General features: G+C 64.1%; 15 protein-coding genes. 12 read left to right on the plus strand and 3 right to left on the minus strand.

Going from position 1 to position 15275, the window contains the following annotated elements; all coding sequences use genetic code 11:
• The first annotated feature begins 2 nt into the window (after window positions 1-2).
• The 9 genes from FJ424_RS19945 to phnE (FJ424_RS19985) all read left to right on the plus strand — a co-directional run bounded on the left by FJ424_RS19945 (window position 3) and on the right by phnE (FJ424_RS19985) (window position 8286).
• Entirely contained in the window at window positions 3-902 is a 900-nt protein-coding gene (locus tag FJ424_RS19945; protein WP_140654424.1) for an alpha-D-ribose 1-methylphosphonate 5-phosphate C-P-lyase PhnJ, read from the plus strand.
• Entirely contained in the window at window positions 899-1675 is a 777-nt protein-coding gene (phnK, locus tag FJ424_RS19950) for a phosphonate C-P lyase system protein PhnK (RefSeq protein WP_140544515.1), read from the plus strand. Before FJ424_RS19945 ends, phnK begins: the two co-directional genes overlap by 4 nt.
• 68 nt (window positions 1676-1743) lie before the next feature.
• Window positions 1744-2451, plus strand: coding sequence for a phosphonate C-P lyase system protein PhnL (gene phnL / locus FJ424_RS19955; RefSeq protein ID WP_140654423.1), 708 nt, complete (start codon window positions 1744-1746; stop codon window positions 2449-2451).
• Complete coding sequence (locus FJ424_RS19960) at window positions 2448-3059, plus strand: DapH/DapD/GlmU-related protein (protein ID WP_140654421.1); 612 nt, start codon at window positions 2448-2450, stop codon at window positions 3057-3059. Before phnL ends, FJ424_RS19960 begins: the two co-directional genes overlap by 4 nt.
• A 115-nt stretch (window positions 3060-3174) precedes the next feature.
• On the plus strand, window positions 3175-3885 hold the full coding sequence (locus FJ424_RS19965) for a DUF1868 domain-containing protein (RefSeq protein ID WP_140654419.1): 711 nt from the start codon (window positions 3175-3177) through the stop codon (window positions 3883-3885).
• 116 nt (window positions 3886-4001) lie between these two features.
• Window positions 4002-4859: a phosphonate ABC transporter ATP-binding protein gene (gene phnC / locus FJ424_RS19970; RefSeq protein WP_140654418.1), complete on the plus strand. Its 858-nt coding sequence runs from the start codon at window positions 4002-4004 to the stop codon at window positions 4857-4859.
• 140 nt (window positions 4860-4999) lie between these two features.
• Window positions 5000-5908: a phosphonate ABC transporter substrate-binding protein gene (gene phnD / locus FJ424_RS19975; RefSeq protein WP_140644626.1), complete on the plus strand. Its 909-nt coding sequence runs from the start codon at window positions 5000-5002 to the stop codon at window positions 5906-5908.
• Window positions 5909-5966: 58 nt separating this feature from the next.
• Window positions 5967-6920, plus strand: a complete 954-nt coding sequence (gene phnE, locus FJ424_RS19980; protein ID WP_140654416.1) for a phosphonate ABC transporter, permease protein PhnE — start codon at window positions 5967-5969, stop codon at window positions 6918-6920.
• 1 nt (window position 6921) lies between these two features.
• Window positions 6922-8286 carry a phosphonate ABC transporter, permease protein PhnE gene (phnE, locus tag FJ424_RS19985; RefSeq protein ID WP_140654414.1) on the plus strand — a complete coding sequence of 455 codons (1365 nt, stop codon included), beginning with the start codon at window positions 6922-6924 and terminating at the stop codon, window positions 8284-8286.
• A gap of 290 nt (window positions 8287-8576) precedes the next feature.
• Here the strand turns inward: phnE (FJ424_RS19985) and FJ424_RS19990 are convergent, their stop codons facing one another.
• The 3 genes from FJ424_RS19990 to FJ424_RS20000 form a co-directional block, all read right to left on the minus strand.
• Window positions 8577-9428 (minus strand): sugar phosphate isomerase/epimerase, encoded by an 852-nt coding sequence (locus FJ424_RS19990; protein WP_140654412.1) that lies wholly within the window; start codon window positions 9426-9428, stop codon window positions 8577-8579.
• A 223-nt stretch (window positions 9429-9651) separates the two neighbouring features.
• Window positions 9652-10839: a Gfo/Idh/MocA family oxidoreductase gene (locus FJ424_RS19995; RefSeq protein ID WP_140654410.1), complete on the minus strand. Its 1188-nt coding sequence runs from the start codon at window positions 10837-10839 to the stop codon at window positions 9652-9654.
• A 145-nt stretch (window positions 10840-10984) separates the two neighbouring features.
• Window positions 10985-12040, minus strand: coding sequence for a sugar phosphate isomerase/epimerase (locus tag FJ424_RS20000; protein WP_140654409.1), 1056 nt, complete (start codon window positions 12038-12040; stop codon window positions 10985-10987).
• Window positions 12041-12440: 400 nt separating this feature from the next.
• On the opposite strand from FJ424_RS20000, the gene FJ424_RS20005 reads away from it, so the two are divergent.
• Genes FJ424_RS20005 through FJ424_RS20015 form a run of 3 tightly spaced genes read left to right on the plus strand, consistent with a single transcriptional unit; the run spans window position 12441 to window position 15274 of the window.
• Entirely contained in the window at window positions 12441-13328 is an 888-nt protein-coding gene (locus FJ424_RS20005; protein ID WP_140654407.1) for a sugar phosphate isomerase/epimerase, read from the plus strand.
• A gap of 57 nt (window positions 13329-13385) precedes the next feature.
• Entirely contained in the window at window positions 13386-14555 is a 1170-nt protein-coding gene (locus FJ424_RS20010) for a mandelate racemase/muconate lactonizing enzyme family protein (RefSeq protein ID WP_140654405.1), read from the plus strand.
• Between the two features lie 2 nt (window positions 14556-14557).
• Window positions 14558-15274 (plus strand): FadR/GntR family transcriptional regulator, encoded by a 717-nt coding sequence (locus FJ424_RS20015; RefSeq protein WP_140644634.1) that lies wholly within the window; start codon window positions 14558-14560, stop codon window positions 15272-15274.
• Window position 15275 lies beyond the last annotated feature (1 nt).

The raw sequence follows: 15275 nt of genomic DNA on the forward strand, positions 1-15275 counted from the left end.
CCATGACCGACATCGCCACCTACAACTTCGCCTATCTCGACGAGCAGACCAAGCGGATGATCCGCCGCGCCATTTTGAAGGGCATCGCCATTCCCGGTTACCAGGTGCCCTTCGCCTCGCGCGAGATGCCGATGCCTTATGGCTGGGGCACCGGCGGCGTGCAGGTCACCGCCTCGATCATCGGCCCGGATGACGTGTTGAAGGTCATCGACCAGGGCGCCGACGACACCACCAACGCCGTTTCGATCCGCGCCTTCTTCAAGAAGGTCGCCAAGGTCGCCGTGACCACCGAAACCGCGACGGCGACCATCATCCAGACCCGCCACCGTATCCCCGAGCATCCGCTCAACGCGGGCCAGGTGCTGGTCTTCCAGGTGCCGATCCCCGAGCCGCTGCGCTTCCTCGAGCCGCGCGAGACCGAAACGCGAAAAATGCATGCGCTGGAGGAATACGGCCTCATGCATGTGAAGCTCTACGAGGACATCGCCAAGCACGGCCGCATCGCCACCACCTATGCGTACCCGGTCAAGGTCGAGGGCCGTTATGTGATGGACCCTTCGCCGACGCCCAAATTCGACAATCCGAAGATGCACCGCTCGCCGGCCCTGCAGTTGTTCGGCGCCGGCCGCGAGAAGCGCATTTATGCGGTGCCGCCCTTCACCGACGTCGTCAGCCTGGACTTCGAGGACCATCCCTTCGAGGTGCAGACCTTCGACCAGCCCTGCGCGCTCTGCGGCGCCGAGAATGTCTATCTCGACGAGGTCATCCTCGATGACCATGGCGGCCACATGTTCGTCTGCTCGGACACCGACCACTGCGAGAAGCGCCGCGCCGATGGCCATCAAGGCCACCTTGCGCCGGAAACCCATCTCGCCCTTGAAACAAAGGAGCCGGCCGAATGACCGACGAACCGCTGCTGCGCGTCTCGGCGCTGTCCAAATTCTACGGCTCGCGCGTCGGCTGCGAGAACGTCACCTTCGACCTTTGGCCGGGCGAGGTTCTGGCGGTGGTCGGCGAGTCCGGCTCCGGCAAGACGACCCTGCTCAACTGCCTGTCGACCAGGCTGCTGCCCTCCTCCGGCACCGCGAGCTACCGCATGCGCGACGGCCAGTGGCGCGAGCTCTACCGCATGAGCGAGGCCGAGCGCCGCTTCCTGATGCGCACCGACTGGGGTTTCGTCCATCAGAACCCGGCCGATGGGTTGCGCATGACGGTGTCGGCGGGCGCCAATGTGGGCGAGCGGCTGATGGCGGTCGGCGACCGCCACTACGGCAAGATCCGCGCCACCGCCGTCGACTGGCTGTCGCGCGTCGAGATCGACGAGGACCGCATCGACGACGAGCCGCGCGCCTTTTCCGGCGGCATGCGCCAGCGCCTGCAGATTGCCCGCAATCTGGTCACCGGCCCGCGGCTCGTCTTCATGGACGAGCCGACCGGCGGCCTCGACGTCTCGGTGCAGGCGCGCCTGCTCGACCTGTTGCGCGGACTGGTCACCGACCTCGGGCTGGCCGCGATCGTCGTCACCCACGACCTCGCCGTGGCGCGGCTTTTGTCGCAGCGCATGATGGTGATGAAGGACGGCCGCGTGGTCGAAAGCGGCCTCACCGACCGCGTGCTCGACGACCCGCGCGCGCCCTATACCCAGCTTCTCGTTTCTTCCATCCTGCAGGTGTGACCGCATGATCCCGAAAAGTGGAAGCCGGTTCTCGGATCAGATCATGCGGAAAAACGAAGGACTCTAATATGCCCACTCCTCTCGTCGTTTCCGATGTCGCCAAGAGCTTCACCATGCATCTGCGCGACGGCGTCACGCTGCCGGTGGTGGCAGGCGTCTCCTTCTCGATCCGCGCCGGCGAATGCGCCGTGCTCGGCGGCCCTTCCGGCGCCGGAAAAAGCTCGATCCTGAAGATGCTCTATGGCAACTACGCCGTGGATGAAGGCCAGATCATCGTCCAGCATGGCGGCGGCTTGATCGACCTCGCCTCCGCCAGCCCGCGCACCGTGCTTTCCGTGCGCCGCCACACCATAGGTTATGTCAGCCAGTTCCTGCGCACCGTGCCGCGCGTCTCCGCGCTCGATGTCGTCGCCGAACCGCTGGTCGAGCGCGGCGAGGATAGGGAAAGCGCGCGGACGAGAGCGCGCGCCCTGTTGGCGCAGCTCAACCTGCCGGAAAAGCTCTGGGCACTGCCGCCGGCGACCTTCTCCGGCGGCGAGCAGCAGCGCGTCAACATCGCGCGCGGCTTCATCACCGAGCATCCGATCCTGCTGCTCGACGAACCCACCGCCTCGCTCGACGCGAAGAACCGCGATGTCGTGGTCGAGCTCATCGCCGCCAAGAAGGCGGCGGGCGTTGCCTTGCTCGGCATCTTCCACGACCTCGACGTGCGCGACGCGGTGGCCGATCGCGTCATCGACGTCACCGCTTTCGCCGCCGGAAAGATCGCCGCATGAAGCTTTCGGAGACGCCACTGATCCACCCGACAGCGCAGGTCGAAAACTCGACGCTCGGCCGCTGGACCGAGATCGCCGAGCGCAGCTGCGTCGCCGAATGCGAACTCGGCGACTATTCCTACATGATGCAGGACTGTGCCGTGTGGTGCGCGACCATCGGCAAGTTCTCCAACATCGCGGCAAGCGTCCGCCTCAACGCCACCAATCATCCGACATGGCGGCCGACGCTGCATCACTTCACCTATCGGGCGTCCGACTATTGGGACGACGCCGAACATGAAAGCGAGTTTTTCGCGCAGCGTCGCGCCAGGCGCGTCACCATCGGCCACGATACCTGGCTCGGCCATGGGTCGACCGTCCTGCCGGGCGTGACAGTCGGCGACGGCGCGGCAGTTGGAGCGGGCGCGGTGGTGTCGAAGGACGTCGCGCCCTACTCCATCGTCGGCGGCGTGCCGGCAAAGCCGATCCGCGAACGCTTCGACCGCCGCACCGCCGAGCGCTACCAGGCTTTAGCCTGGTGGGATTGGGATCACGCAAGGCTGCGCGCCGCCCTCGACGATTTCCGAGAGTTGTCGGCCGAGGCGTTCCTGGAGAAATATGGCGGCTAGGTGCGGTGAATGGCGAATGGCGGAAGACAAGGTCCCGGCCAGGGAAATTCTCTTCACCATTCACACCGTTGACACATGACTCGGACAGGACGCCATCTCCCCCAAGGAGATCGCGATGCTCGCCACAGTCAGACCTTCGCTCGCCGGATTTTTCGAAGGCACCAATCCGGTGGCACCAGTGCATCTCGGCACTCGTTACGACACGTCGGGCAATTTCCTCCTCGAGCCCGGCAACACGGTCGTCAGTCACCTCGTCGGCGGCTCTACTTCCGAAGCTGCAATCATCGAGGTGCGCAAGCGCATGCTGGCCATGCCCGACGCCGATCGGCTCGCCTTCACGCCGATCTCCAGCCTTCACATGACGCTCTTGCAGGGCATCATCGAATACCGGCGCCGCCTTCCCTACTGGCCATCGGACGTGCCGCTCGACACCGGCATCGACGACATGACCCGGCTCTATCTCGGTTGCCTGCAAGGCTTCGAGGGCCACGGCCCCTTCAAGGTCAAGATTGTCGAAGTCGTGCCGACCGGCCTCACCGTCGCCGGCGCCACCGACGAAGACCGCCGCGTCCTGAAAGCGTGGCGCGATGCCCTTTCAGTGCCGTTCGGCTACCGCCATCCGGACCACGAGACTTATGCCTTCCACATCACCTTCGCCTACCAGATCCGCCGCCTCGCCGACGAGCGGGCCGCTGCCTGGCAGCACCTGTTCGATGACTGCCTGTCATTCCTCGAGCGCGGGGCTCCGGTGATCGAGCTCAGGCCCCCGGCCTTCTGCAGCTTCAAGGACATGAAGCATTTCGAGGAATTGCTGGTGCTTGGTTGAATCCCCAAGCCTGTGGGACGTAACAAAACTGACATCAATCCGACACCCCAGCTTCATCGGCCTGCGCTAGCGAAGGTTAACAGACCTGCAAAAGCGCGACGGACTGGAGTTTTGGTATGTCAGCATCATCGGCCACGCTTGAGATCCGCGGCGTAACCCGACGATTTGGCAAGAACACCGCCGTCAGCGACATCAACATCTCGATCCCGCGCGGCCAGATGGTTGGCATTATCGGCCGTTCGGGCGCCGGCAAGTCGACGCTTTTGCGCATGATCAACCGTCTCATCGATCCCAGCCGGGGGTCGATTTTTTTTGACGGCGCCGAGGTCTCCAGCCTGCAGGGTCCGCCGTTGCGCCGCTGGCAGCGCGACTGCGCCATGATCTTCCAGCAGTTCAACCTCGTGCCGCGCCTCGACGTCTTGACCAATGTGCTGCTCGGCCGCCTCAACCATCGCTCGACGGTTTCCAACCTGCTGGGCATGTTCACGCGCACCGAGTGCGCCGAGGCGGTCGCCGCGCTCGAGCGCCTCGACATCGCCCGCACCGCGCTGCAGCCGGCCGGCACGCTGTCCGGCGGCCAGCAGCAGCGTGTCGCGATCGCCCGCGCCATGATGCAGCAGCCGAAAGTGCTGCTGGCCGACGAGCCGATCGCCTCGCTCGATCCGCTCAACGCCAAGGTGGTGATGGACTCGCTGCGCGACATCAATCTGCGCGAAGGCATCACCGTCGTCACCAACCTGCACACGCTGGACACCGCGCGCGCCTATTGCACCCGGATCATCGGCATGGCCGCCGGCAAGGTCGTCTTCGACGGCGCCCCGGAAGACCTCGACCGCGACGCCGTGCGCACGGTCTATGGCGCCGACGCCAGCGGCGCCGAGATCTCCGAAGCCATCACGTCGACCAGCGTGACCATCAAGCCGAAGATGACCGCATCCGCCGGACCGCTCGAACCAGCCTTCCCTGGCTACTGAGTCCACCGTCCCGGGCCCAGCCGGTGCGGGCAAATCGTGGATTTCAGCAGAGCAACCCGGATCGCCCGCCAGCGTCAAAGGCAAGACTTGAAAAATCAGAACGCAGCCGGCGCAGCCGGAACAACAGGAGAGAGATCGAAATGTTCAGGAAGATGGTTTTTGGGGCGGTTTCGCTGCTCGCCATGGCGGCAAGCGCCGCGCATGCCGCTGATATCAAGGAATTCCGCGTCGGCATCCTCGGCGGCGAGAACGAGACCGACCGCCTGCGCAATTACCAATGCCTCGCCGACCACCTGAAGTCGGAATTCGGCTTCGAGAAGGTTTCGCTGTTCCCCGCCGCCGACTATGACGGCGTCATCCAGGGCCTGCTCGGCGGCACGCTCGACTTCGCCGAACTCGGCGCGTCCGGTTATGCCAGCGTCTATCTCAAGGATCCGAAGGCTGTCACCCCGATCCTCACCACCAAGCAGACCGACGGGTCCACCGGCTATTATTCGATCGGCCTGGCGCTCAAGACTTCCGGCATCACCGACATCAAGTCGGCAAAGGGCAAGAAGCTCGGCTACGCCGATCCGGATTCTACCTCGGGCTACCTGATCCCGCTGACCCAGATTCCGAAGGACACCGGCGCTTCCAACGAGACCTACTTCGCCTCGACCCAGTTCAACGGCGGCCACGAGAACAACGTGCTGGCCGTGCGCGATGGCAAGGTCGATGTGGCGGTGGACGATTCCTCGGGTATCGGCGACTTCAAGAACGGCTACACCTCCGGCACCTTCCACAAGGAAGTCTCCAAGGGCGCCGTCGACCCGAACGACTTCGTCGAAGTGTGGCGCTCGGGTCTGATCCCGAACGGTCCGCTGGTCGTGCGCACCGCGCTGGGCGACGACATGACCGCCAAGCTTACCGCTTTCTTCACCGCCCTGCCGGCCAAGGACAAGGCTTGCTTCGAAGGCGTCGAGGGTGGCGACTTCACCGGCTACGTGCCTGTAAAGCCGGAATTCTACAACGTCATCGTCGAAGCCCGCAAAGCCGCCATCGGCGGCTAATGGCAAGATCAGAAAGGGCGGTGTGCCTCCAGCACCGCCCTTTTTGCATGTCCCGATCATGACATCAGCGACATTCCATTCCGACGCCACCCGCCAGCAGGCCGACGCCTGGCGGCGCCAGACCTCGCTGCGCCGCTTCTACACCGCGCTTGGCGTGGGGCTGCTGCTTGTCGCCATGTGCGCCACCATGTGGTTCGCCGACGAGGCCAATGCCGGCCACTTCTTCGACCGGCTGCCGCATATCCTCGATTTCCTGAGCTGGCTGGTCCCGAAGGACTGGAACGACGTCTGGCGGGCGTTGTTTGACATCGCCTCGCCCAACGACAAGGGCACGCAGGAATTCAACTTCCCGCTCGGCCGCGTCTATGTCTGGGGCGGTTTCTACATCCCTGAATATTTCGAGCTGATGCTGACCACGGTGAATGTGGCGCTGGTCTCGACCTTCATCGGTTTCGTCTTCGCCGTGCCCTTCTCCTTCATCGCCGCGCGCAACCTGACGCCGAACCCGATCCTGCGGCTCGTCGTCAAGCGCTTCATGGAACTGCTGCGTGCCTTCCCCGAGATCGTCATTGCCGGCCTGTTCGCGGCCATCGTCTCGATCGGCCCTGTCGCCGCCATCATCGCCATCGGCCTGCATTCGATCGGCGCGCTCGGCAAGCTGTTCTACGAGATCAACGAGAACATCGACATGCGCCCGGAGGAGGGCCTGCGCGCCGTCGGCGCCAACTGGTTCGAGCGCGTGCGCTTCGCCGACCTGCCGCAGGTTCTGCCCAACTTCATGTCCTACACGCTGCTCAGGATCGAGATCAACGTGCGCATCTCGACCATCATGGGCGCGGTCGGCGGCGGCGGTATCGGCGAAGAGCTGAAGCTTTCCATCTCGCGCGGCTTCGGCGCCAAGACGCTGGCGCTGGTGCTCCTGCTCTTCATCACCATCTTCCTCGTCGACCAGTTCTCCGCCTGGCTGCGCCGCAAGCTTGTCGGCGAGCAGGCTTTCCTGATGAGCGCTTGATATGGCTATGACCGCCGACGAACTAAGCGCCATCGAAAGCCGCTACCCGCAGGTGTTCCATCGTCCGGCCTACAAGCGTTTCTGGCCGTTGCTGCTGATCGCGGGCACGGTGCTCTATCTCGGCTATGCCTTGTGGTTCTTCAGCTTGCCGCAGGTGCTGCGCGAGTCGCACTGGGAGCGCCTGCCCCTCTTCCTGTCGCAATGGATCAGCTACGACCTGCAGCCGGAGTTCCGCCTCGACCAGCCACAGATCACGCCGAAATATCCGCGCTTTTCGGCGCTCGGCGAGAACCCCAATCCCGATTGGGTGGTCAGGAACCCCGACGGCACCTTCACGGTCCGGATCGACGGCGATGCGAAATCCGTTACCTTCGACAAGACCAGGGCGACGATCACGGCCAATGGCGTGACCGTGCCGATAGCGCTGACCGCCGGCAAGCCGGTCGTGACTGGCCCGGTGCCTGATTGGGTGACCGTCCATGACGACGAGATCGTCGCCAAGATGGGCTTCGCCGGCGAGGTGCGCGTCACCGTCGACCGCGTCAAGGTTCGCAAGCGCTTCCTCGGCTGGGCCAATTTCGTCTTCGACACGCGCTCGCCCTTCTTCGGCAAATCGGCCGGCGAGGTCATCTCGCTGATCGTCTCCGGGCCTGAGCTTCAGCCCGGCACGTCGAACCTCGCTTTGGCCGCCGACAACATCTGGAACAACGCGCAGTGGCAGCACGGCGATGTCTGGACGAAACTCCTGCAGACCATCGTCATGGCGTTCCTCGGCACCCTGCTCGGCGGTATCGTCGCCTTCCCGCTCGCCTTCTTCGCCGCCCGCAACATCACGCCGAGCGGCCTGCTCAGCCAGGTGCTGAAACGCTTCTTCGACTTCATGCGCTCGGTCGACATGCTGATCTGGGCGCTGTTCTTCACCCGCGCCTTCGGCCCCGGACCGCTGGCCGGCAGTGCGGCGATCTTCTTCACCGAGATCGGCACATTGGGCAAAACCTATTCCGAAGCGCTTGAGAACATCGACGACAAGCCGCGCGAAGGCGTGCTCTCGACCGGCGCCAACGGCCTGCTCGTGCAGCGCTACGGCGTGATGCCGGAAGTGGTGCCGGTCTTCATCAGCCAGACGCTCTATCAGTGGGAATCCAACACCCGCGGCGCCACCATCATCGGCGCCGTCGGCGCCGGCGGCATCGGCCTGAAACTATGGGAAGCTATGCGCACCAACTCGAACTGGGCCAACGTCTTCTACATGGTGCTGCTGACGCTGCTCGTCGTCTTCATCTTCGACAACATCTCGAACTTCCTGCGCCGAAGGCTGAGCCGCACGCTGCACGATTACAACAGGCTGCAGGCCGAGCGGGGGTAGCCTTGTGGCGCGGAAGCGCGGGCATCGTATAGTGCCGCGCCAAGGGTCGACCCCCACTCCGTCGAGCTTCGCTCGACACCTCTCCCCCGATCGACGGGGGAGAGGAAAGGCGCCAGACGAGCCGCGCCTGTCCTCGAGGCAGAGGCCTTCTTCCTCTCCCGTCGCCACCAAGCGCCCTTTCCTCTCCCTCCGGAGGGGGGAGAGGTGGCTCGGCGAAGCCGAGACGGAGTGGGGGAACCACCTGGCAACCGTTGCCAACGCAAATAGAAAATGGATCAGGCGCAGGGCCCCTAAGCCGCCTTCTTCCACCCGTCCCTGATATGCTTATACCCCTCGCGATAAACCGCCTCCGGGCTCTCCGCGAAATCGCGCCACACCTTCGTCGCCGCAGCCAGGTCCTTCAGCGAGCGTCCGAACGACTCGATGGTCAGCCAGTCGTCGTATCCGGTCCGGCGGATCGCCGCGAAAGTCTCCTTCCAGGGGATGTTGCCGCGCCCAGGCACGCCGCGGTCATTCTCCGAAATGTGGATATGGACGACGTTTCGGCGATGCTTCGTATAGGCGCCGATCGGGTCGGCCTCCTCGATATTGGCATGAAAGGTGTCGTACATCGCCTTGATGTGCGGCCGGTCGATCGCGTCGATATGCTCCGACAGGTCGGCCATGGTGTTGACGAGGTAGCATTCGAAGCGGTTGAGCGCTTCGAGCCCGATGGTCACGCCCTTCTTGCCGGCATGGTCGCCAATGGCGCGCTGCGAGGCGACCGAGCGCTTCTTCTCGGCCGCCGTCGGCCCGCTGCCGGAAAAGGCGCCCAGCGTCGAATGCAGCGGCCCGCTGAGGGTGTCCGCTCCGAGCGCGGCGCTGCAGTCGACCGCCCATTTCATGTAGTCGATGCCAGCTTTGCGGGTCGCGGCATCCGGCGAGATCAGGTTCATCGCCGGATCGCCCATCGCCGAGACCGCGGTGCGCTCAAGGCCGATGCGGTCGAGCATTTCGCCGAGTTTCTTGTAGTCGTCGGGCGCCCCGACGAAGACCGGTATCTCGACGCCGTCGAAGCCGGTCGCCTTGATGTCCTTGAGCAGCGTCTCGTGCTTCTTCGAGACGCTGGTCGTCCATAAGAACATGCACATGCCGATCTTCATCGACGCCCCCTCCCCGCTTGCGGCCAACCCTTTGCGTTGGCCGGCCACACTCCCCCTCATCCGGCCGCTTCGCGGCCACCTTCTCCCGAGGGGGAGAAGAGGTCAGCGCCGGCGTCGCTTGTCTCCTCTCCCCTCGGGGAGAGGTCGGATTGCCCCGAATTGCTCTTCGTAATTCGGCTGGCAATCCGGGTGAGGGGGACTCCCTTGGACGACGCGGCCGTCCCTAGAGCTTCGTCCACGCCCCATTCTTCTTCGACGACTTCACGCAGGCCTCGATGAAGGCCATGCCTTCGACGCCGTCCGCGATCGTCGGGAAGACGACGTCCTTGCCTGGCTTGCCGCCCTTCCGGCGTGCCGCACGGATGGCGCGGGCCGCTTCCTGGTAGATATTGGCAAAACCTTCGAGATAGCCCTCCGGATGGCCGGACGGCACGCGGCTGACGCGGGCCGCGACCGGCATCGCGCCGGCGCCGGCCCGGGTGAGCAACTGCTTCGGCTGGCCGAACCGCGTGTACCAGAGATAGTTCGGGTCGGCCTGCACCCATTCCAGCCCACCCTTGGAGCCATAGATGCGCAGCTTCAGCCCATTCTCATGGCCGGGCGCCACCTGGCTTGCCCAGATCATGCCCTTGGCCGGATGCTTGTTGCCGACCGGCTTGAAGCGCAGCATGACGTTGACGTTGTCGTCGAGCTGGCGCCCCGGCACGAACGCATCGAGATCGGCCGAAAGTGAATCTAGCTCCAGCCCGGACACGAAGCGGGCGAGATTGTAGGCATGCGTGCCGATGTCGCCCAGTGCGCCGCCGGCGCCTGCCTGCTTAGGGTCGGAGCGCCACGAGGCCTGCTTCTGGCCGGTGGCGGCGAGGTCCTCGGTCAGCCAGTCCTGCGGATATTCCGACTGCACGATGCGGATGTCGCCGAGTTGGCCCTTGGCCACCATCTCGCGCGCCTGCCGGATCATCGGGTAGGCGGTGTAGTTGTGCGTCAGCACGAACACCTTGCCGGTCTTCTCGACAAGGGCCGCGAGCTTCTTCGCCTCGGCCAGCGAAGTCGCCAGCGGCTTGTCGCAGATGACATGGATGCCGGCCTCAAGGAAGGCCTTGGCAGCCGGCACATGCACATTGTTGGGCGTCACGATCGCCACCGCCTCGATGCCGTCGGGGCGCTTGGCCTCGGCCTTCGCCATCTCGGCATAGGAGCTGTAGCTGCGCGCGGGATCGAGTCCGAGTTCTTCGGCCGATGCCTTCGCCCGCGCCGGATCCGACGACAGCGCGCCGGCCACCAGCACGAAGTCGCTGTCCATGCGCGCCGCGATGCGATGCACCGCGCCGATGAAGGCACCCTGCCCGCCGCCAACCATGCCATAGCGGATCGGGCCGCCTCCCGCTTCCGACTTCGATGCGCCGACCATTTCTTGTCCTCTCTTTAGCTCCTCACCCTCCCCCTTGCGGGAAGGTCGACGCGCAGCGTCGGGGTTGGGGTATAAGAGTCCGCTGCGACTTGGGATTCAACCCACCCGGACCTGTGGCCGAATCTCCTCAAGCAGAGTTCGTAGGTCAAATCCCCATCATCGCCCGCAACAGCTTCTTGTCGCTGGTGCCGCCGGCGAAATCGTCGAAGGCTTTCTCCGTGACCCGGATGATGTGATGCTGGATGAAGGGCGCGCCTTCGGCCGCCCCGTCCTCGGGATGTTTCAGGCAGCATTCCCACTCCAGCACCGCCCAGGAATCGTAGTTGTACTGGGTAAGCTTGGAGAAGATGCCGCCGAAATCCACCTGCCCGTCTCCCAGCGAACGGAAGCGGCCCGCCCGGTTCACCCAGCCCTGGTAGCCGGAATAGACGCCTTGCCGCCCGGTCGGATTGAACTCGGCGTCCTTGACGTGGAACGCCTTGATCCGCTCGTGGTAGATGTCGATGAACTCGAGATAATCGAGCTGCTGCAGCAGGAAATGCGACGGGTCGTAGTTGATGTTGCAGCGCTTGTGGCCGCCGACCGCGTCGAGGAACATCTCGAAGGTGGCGCCGTCGAACACGTCCTCGGAAGGGTGGATCTCATAACCGACATCGACGCCATTGTCCTCGTAGACATCGAGGATCGGCTTCCAGCGCTTGCCGAGTTCGGAGAAGGCCTCCTCGATCAGCCCGGCCGGCCGCTGCGGGAACGGATAAAGGTAGGGGAAAGCCAGCGAGCCGGTGAACGACACCGAAGCATTCAGCCCGAGATTCCTCGATGCCTTGGCGCCGAACTTCATCTGCTCGACTGCCCATTTTTGGCGCGCCTTGGGGTTGTTGTGCACTTCGGCCGGCGCGAAGCCGTCGAACTGCGCGTCATAGGCTGGATGAACGGCGACCAGTTGGCCCTGCAGATGCGTCGACAATTCCGTGATCTCGACGCCGGCATCGGCGCAGATGCCTTTCACCTCGTCACAATAGGCGTTCGACGACGCCGCCTTCTTGAGGTCGAACAGGCGCCCGTCCCAGGTCGGGATCTGCACGCCCTTGTAGCCGAGCCCGGCCGCCCATTTGGTGATCGAAGCCAGCGAATTGAACGGCGCGGCATCGCCCGCGAACTGCGCCAGAAACAGGCCGGGGCCCTTCATCGTCGTCGGCATCGGCATCCTCCCTCATTGTTTTCGCGACCAAGCATAGCGCCGATTGAAGTGAGGGCCAGCCTGTTTGGTCAATACTGTCGGCGTCTATGCGTCGCGCCATTCTGGTATTACCAAATCCCGAAATTCGGTCAAGCGGTCCAAATCGACGAGGACGGCGCAGGCTTTCGAACAAATGAGCGAAATTACCGTATAAAATCAGACTATTGACCGATTGATTTGGTGTCATCCACCCACTTCTTGCCGTGCAGGAAAATTTGCTGTAGAGGTCATGGAAGGCCCAATTGGTCGAACCAGTTTCAAGAAAATGCTGGCAAACGCCTTGGGGAGGAAACGTGCGACCGCTTCTATCGGAGCCGTCGTGGGGTAAAACGTGACAGGCGAATTCTGGGAAGGATAGACCATGCATCTTTCGACGCACAATTGGATGCGGGCGGAGCCGCTGGAGGTGACGCTCAAGCGCATCAAGAAATTCGGCTACGAATCGATCGAGATTTCCGGCGAGCCCGAGCAGTACAAGACCAAGGAGACGCGTGCGCTTCTGAAGGAGCACGGCATACGCTGCTGGGGTTCGGTGACGCTGATGCTGGGCGAGCGCAACCTCGCCGCCAAGGACCAGGGCCAGCGCGAGCGCTCGGTCCAGTATGTCAAGGACGTGCTCACCATGGTGAGCGAGCTCGAGGGCGAGATCATCACGCTGGTGCCCGCGACTGTCGGCAAGGTCGTGCCGGACGGCACCGAGGCGGAGGAATGGGGCTGGGTGGTCGACGCCACGCGCGAGTGTTTCACCCATGCCAAGAAGGTCGGCGTCAGGATCGCCGTCGAGCCGCTCAACCGCTTCGAGACCTATCTCTTCAACCGCGGCGCCCAGGCGCTGGCGCTCGCCGATGCGGTGAGCCCCGAATGCGGCGTCTGCCTCGACGCCTACCATATCCACATGGAGGAATTTAACGTCTATGATGCGATCCGCCAGGTCGGCAAGCGCCTGTTCGATTTCCATGTCGCCGACAACAACCGCTTCGCCGCCGGCCTTGGCCAGATCGACTGGCCGAAGATCGTGCGCACGCTGAAGGAAGTCGGCTATGACGGCGCGCTGACCAACGAGTTCGTCGCGCCCGTCGACCGCACGCCGGCGGCGCCCTATCCTGAGATGGTCGAGCGCAATCCGGTCGACATCTCGCCCGAGCAGCTCAAGTTCATCCAGGACCACGGCTCCAGCGTGCTCACGGAAAAATTCTACACCGACCAGATGCGCATCACCGCCGAAACGCTGCTGCCGCTGATCAAGTAGGCCTCCGATTGAAACCTATCCCTTCCACCCGGCGGGCGGAGGGGCCGAAGGGAAAACATGCGCATCAAACGCGTCCAGGCCTGGTGGGTTCGTATCCCGATCGAAGTCGCGAAGCAGCATCGCAGCGACTTCGGTCAGGTGACGACGTTCGACGCCGCCATTTTGCGCATCGAAACCGACGATGGCCTGGTCGGCTGGGGCGAGGGCAAGAACGCCGCCGGCAGCGCCGGCAGCTATGGCGCGCTCGTCCATATGCTCAACCACGAGATCGGCCCACAGCTCATCGGCCGCGATCCGGCCGACATCGGCATCATCTGGGAAATGCTCTACAACGGTGTGCGGTACGAGACGGCCGCGCATGCCGGCCATGCCATGCCGCAGCTGGCGCGGCGCGGCATGAGCGTCGCGGCGATCAGCGCCGTCGACATCGCGCTCTGGGACATTCTCGGCAAATCGCTGGGGCAGCCGGTATGGCGGCTGCTCGGCGGCCGCAAGGTCGAGCGGATGCAGGCCTATGCCTCGGGCGGCTGGGCCTCCGCCGACGCCATCGGCGAGCAGTTGAAATCCTATATCGCCAAGGGCGGCTTCAAGGCGCTGAAGATGCGCGTCGGCGCCATGGACGGCGCCCCGCATGTCTCGGCCGCGCGCGTCCGCGCCGCAAGGCAGGCGATCGGGCCCGATGTCGATCTGATGGTCGACGCGCATGGCACTTACACCGTCGCCGAGGCCAAGCGCTTCATCAAGCTCACCGCCGATCTCGACCTTGCCTGGTTCGAGGAACCGGTGATCGCCGACGACAAGCCGGGCATGGCCGAAGTGCGCGCCTCGGGCGCGACGCCGATCGCGACAGGCGAAAGCGAGGCGACGCGCTACGCCTTCCGCGATCTGGCGGTGCTGAAATCGGCCGACATCTTCCAGCCGGATCCCGCCTTCTGCGGCGGCATCAGCGAGGCGATGAAGATCGGTACCATCGCCAGCGCCTTCAACCTGCGTTTCGCGCCGCACCTTTGGGCCGGCGCGCCCTGCTTCTTTGCCGGGCTGCATGTCTGTGCCGCCTCGCCCGCCAGCTTCATCATCGAATATTCGCTCGGCGCCAACCCGATGATCCACGACCTTGTCGAGGAGACTGTCGAAGCGAAGGACGGTATGATAGCGATCCCTGAAAAGCCTGGATTGGGTTTCACCATCTCCGAGCGATTCCTGGAGGCGCACGCGCAACGTATTTGACGATGAAAGAAAAGAACCTTCTCGCGGAACTTGCCGCCTACCTCTTCGCCAACTCGGACAAAGAGTCCGGCCGCACGCCCTCGGAGCGCGAGCTGGCGGAGCATTTCGGCGTCAGCCGTGGCCAGATCCGCGAAGCGCTGGCCATCCTGGAAGCCATGCGCATCGTCGAGCGACGCGCCAAGTCCGGCATCTATATCGACACCAAGCAGGCGAGCGTGGAAGCGCTGGCGCTTTTCGCCCGCGCCGGCCTGCCGCTCGATCCGGTGCAGATCTACGAGACCGTCGAGTTGCGCAAGATCCACGAGATCAAGGCGGCCGAGCTTGCCTGCTCGCGCGCAACGGAAGAAAACTTCGAACGCCTGCGCGAGATCCTGAAAGCCTCCGAAGAGCGCATCGCCGCCGGCGAGGGCCTCGCCAAGGAGGACCGCGAGTTCCACCTCGAGATCGTGCGCGCGACCAAGAACAGCGTCTTTCACAACATCTGCAGCGTCTATTACCTGATGGGCGAGCAGCGCCTGCCGATCTATTTCAACGATCCCGAACGCAGCGTGCGCTCACATGCCGAGCACATCCAGATCTACGAGGCGCTGTTGCGCCGCGACGGCAACCTCGCCCAGGCCCTGATGAATGCCCATTTGCAGGGCGCCGAGAGCTACTGGAAGGGGATCATCGAAGGCCGCGGAATGGAGCCGAAAAGCCCGGCGCTCGAAAAGGCCTAGA

This window comes from Mesorhizobium sp. B3-1-8, from assembly GCF_006439495.1.
In the GTDB taxonomy this organism is placed as follows: Bacteria; Pseudomonadota; Alphaproteobacteria; order Rhizobiales; family Rhizobiaceae; genus Mesorhizobium.

Coding starts and splice junctions, on each gene's coding strand:
- FJ424_RS19945 (WP_140654424.1), top strand. CDS start 3: ATGACCGACATCGCCACCTACAACTTCGCCTATCTCGACGAGCAGACC.
- phnK (WP_140544515.1), top strand. CDS start 899: ATGACCGACGAACCGCTGCTGCGCGTCTCGGCGCTGTCCAAATTCTAC.
- phnL (WP_140654423.1), top strand. CDS start 1,744: ATGCCCACTCCTCTCGTCGTTTCCGATGTCGCCAAGAGCTTCACCATG.
- FJ424_RS19960 (WP_140654421.1), top strand. CDS start 2,448: ATGAAGCTTTCGGAGACGCCACTGATCCACCCGACAGCGCAGGTCGAA.
- FJ424_RS19965 (WP_140654419.1), top strand. CDS start 3,175: ATGCTCGCCACAGTCAGACCTTCGCTCGCCGGATTTTTCGAAGGCACC.
- phnC (WP_140654418.1), top strand. CDS start 4,002: ATGTCAGCATCATCGGCCACGCTTGAGATCCGCGGCGTAACCCGACGA.
- phnD (WP_140644626.1), top strand. CDS start 5,000: ATGTTCAGGAAGATGGTTTTTGGGGCGGTTTCGCTGCTCGCCATGGCG.
- phnE (WP_140654416.1), top strand. CDS start 5,967: ATGACATCAGCGACATTCCATTCCGACGCCACCCGCCAGCAGGCCGAC.
- phnE (WP_140654414.1), top strand. CDS start 6,922: ATGGCTATGACCGCCGACGAACTAAGCGCCATCGAAAGCCGCTACCCG.
- FJ424_RS19990 (WP_140654412.1), bottom strand. CDS start 9,428: ATGAAGATCGGCATGTGCATGTTCTTATGGACGACCAGCGTCTCGAAG.
- FJ424_RS19995 (WP_140654410.1), bottom strand. CDS start 10,839: ATGGTCGGCGCATCGAAGTCGGAAGCGGGAGGCGGCCCGATCCGCTAT.
- FJ424_RS20000 (WP_140654409.1), bottom strand. CDS start 12,040: ATGCCGACGACGATGAAGGGCCCCGGCCTGTTTCTGGCGCAGTTCGCG.
- FJ424_RS20005 (WP_140654407.1), top strand. CDS start 12,441: ATGCATCTTTCGACGCACAATTGGATGCGGGCGGAGCCGCTGGAGGTG.
- FJ424_RS20010 (WP_140654405.1), top strand. CDS start 13,386: ATGCGCATCAAACGCGTCCAGGCCTGGTGGGTTCGTATCCCGATCGAA.
- FJ424_RS20015 (WP_140644634.1), top strand. CDS start 14,558: ATGAAAGAAAAGAACCTTCTCGCGGAACTTGCCGCCTACCTCTTCGCC.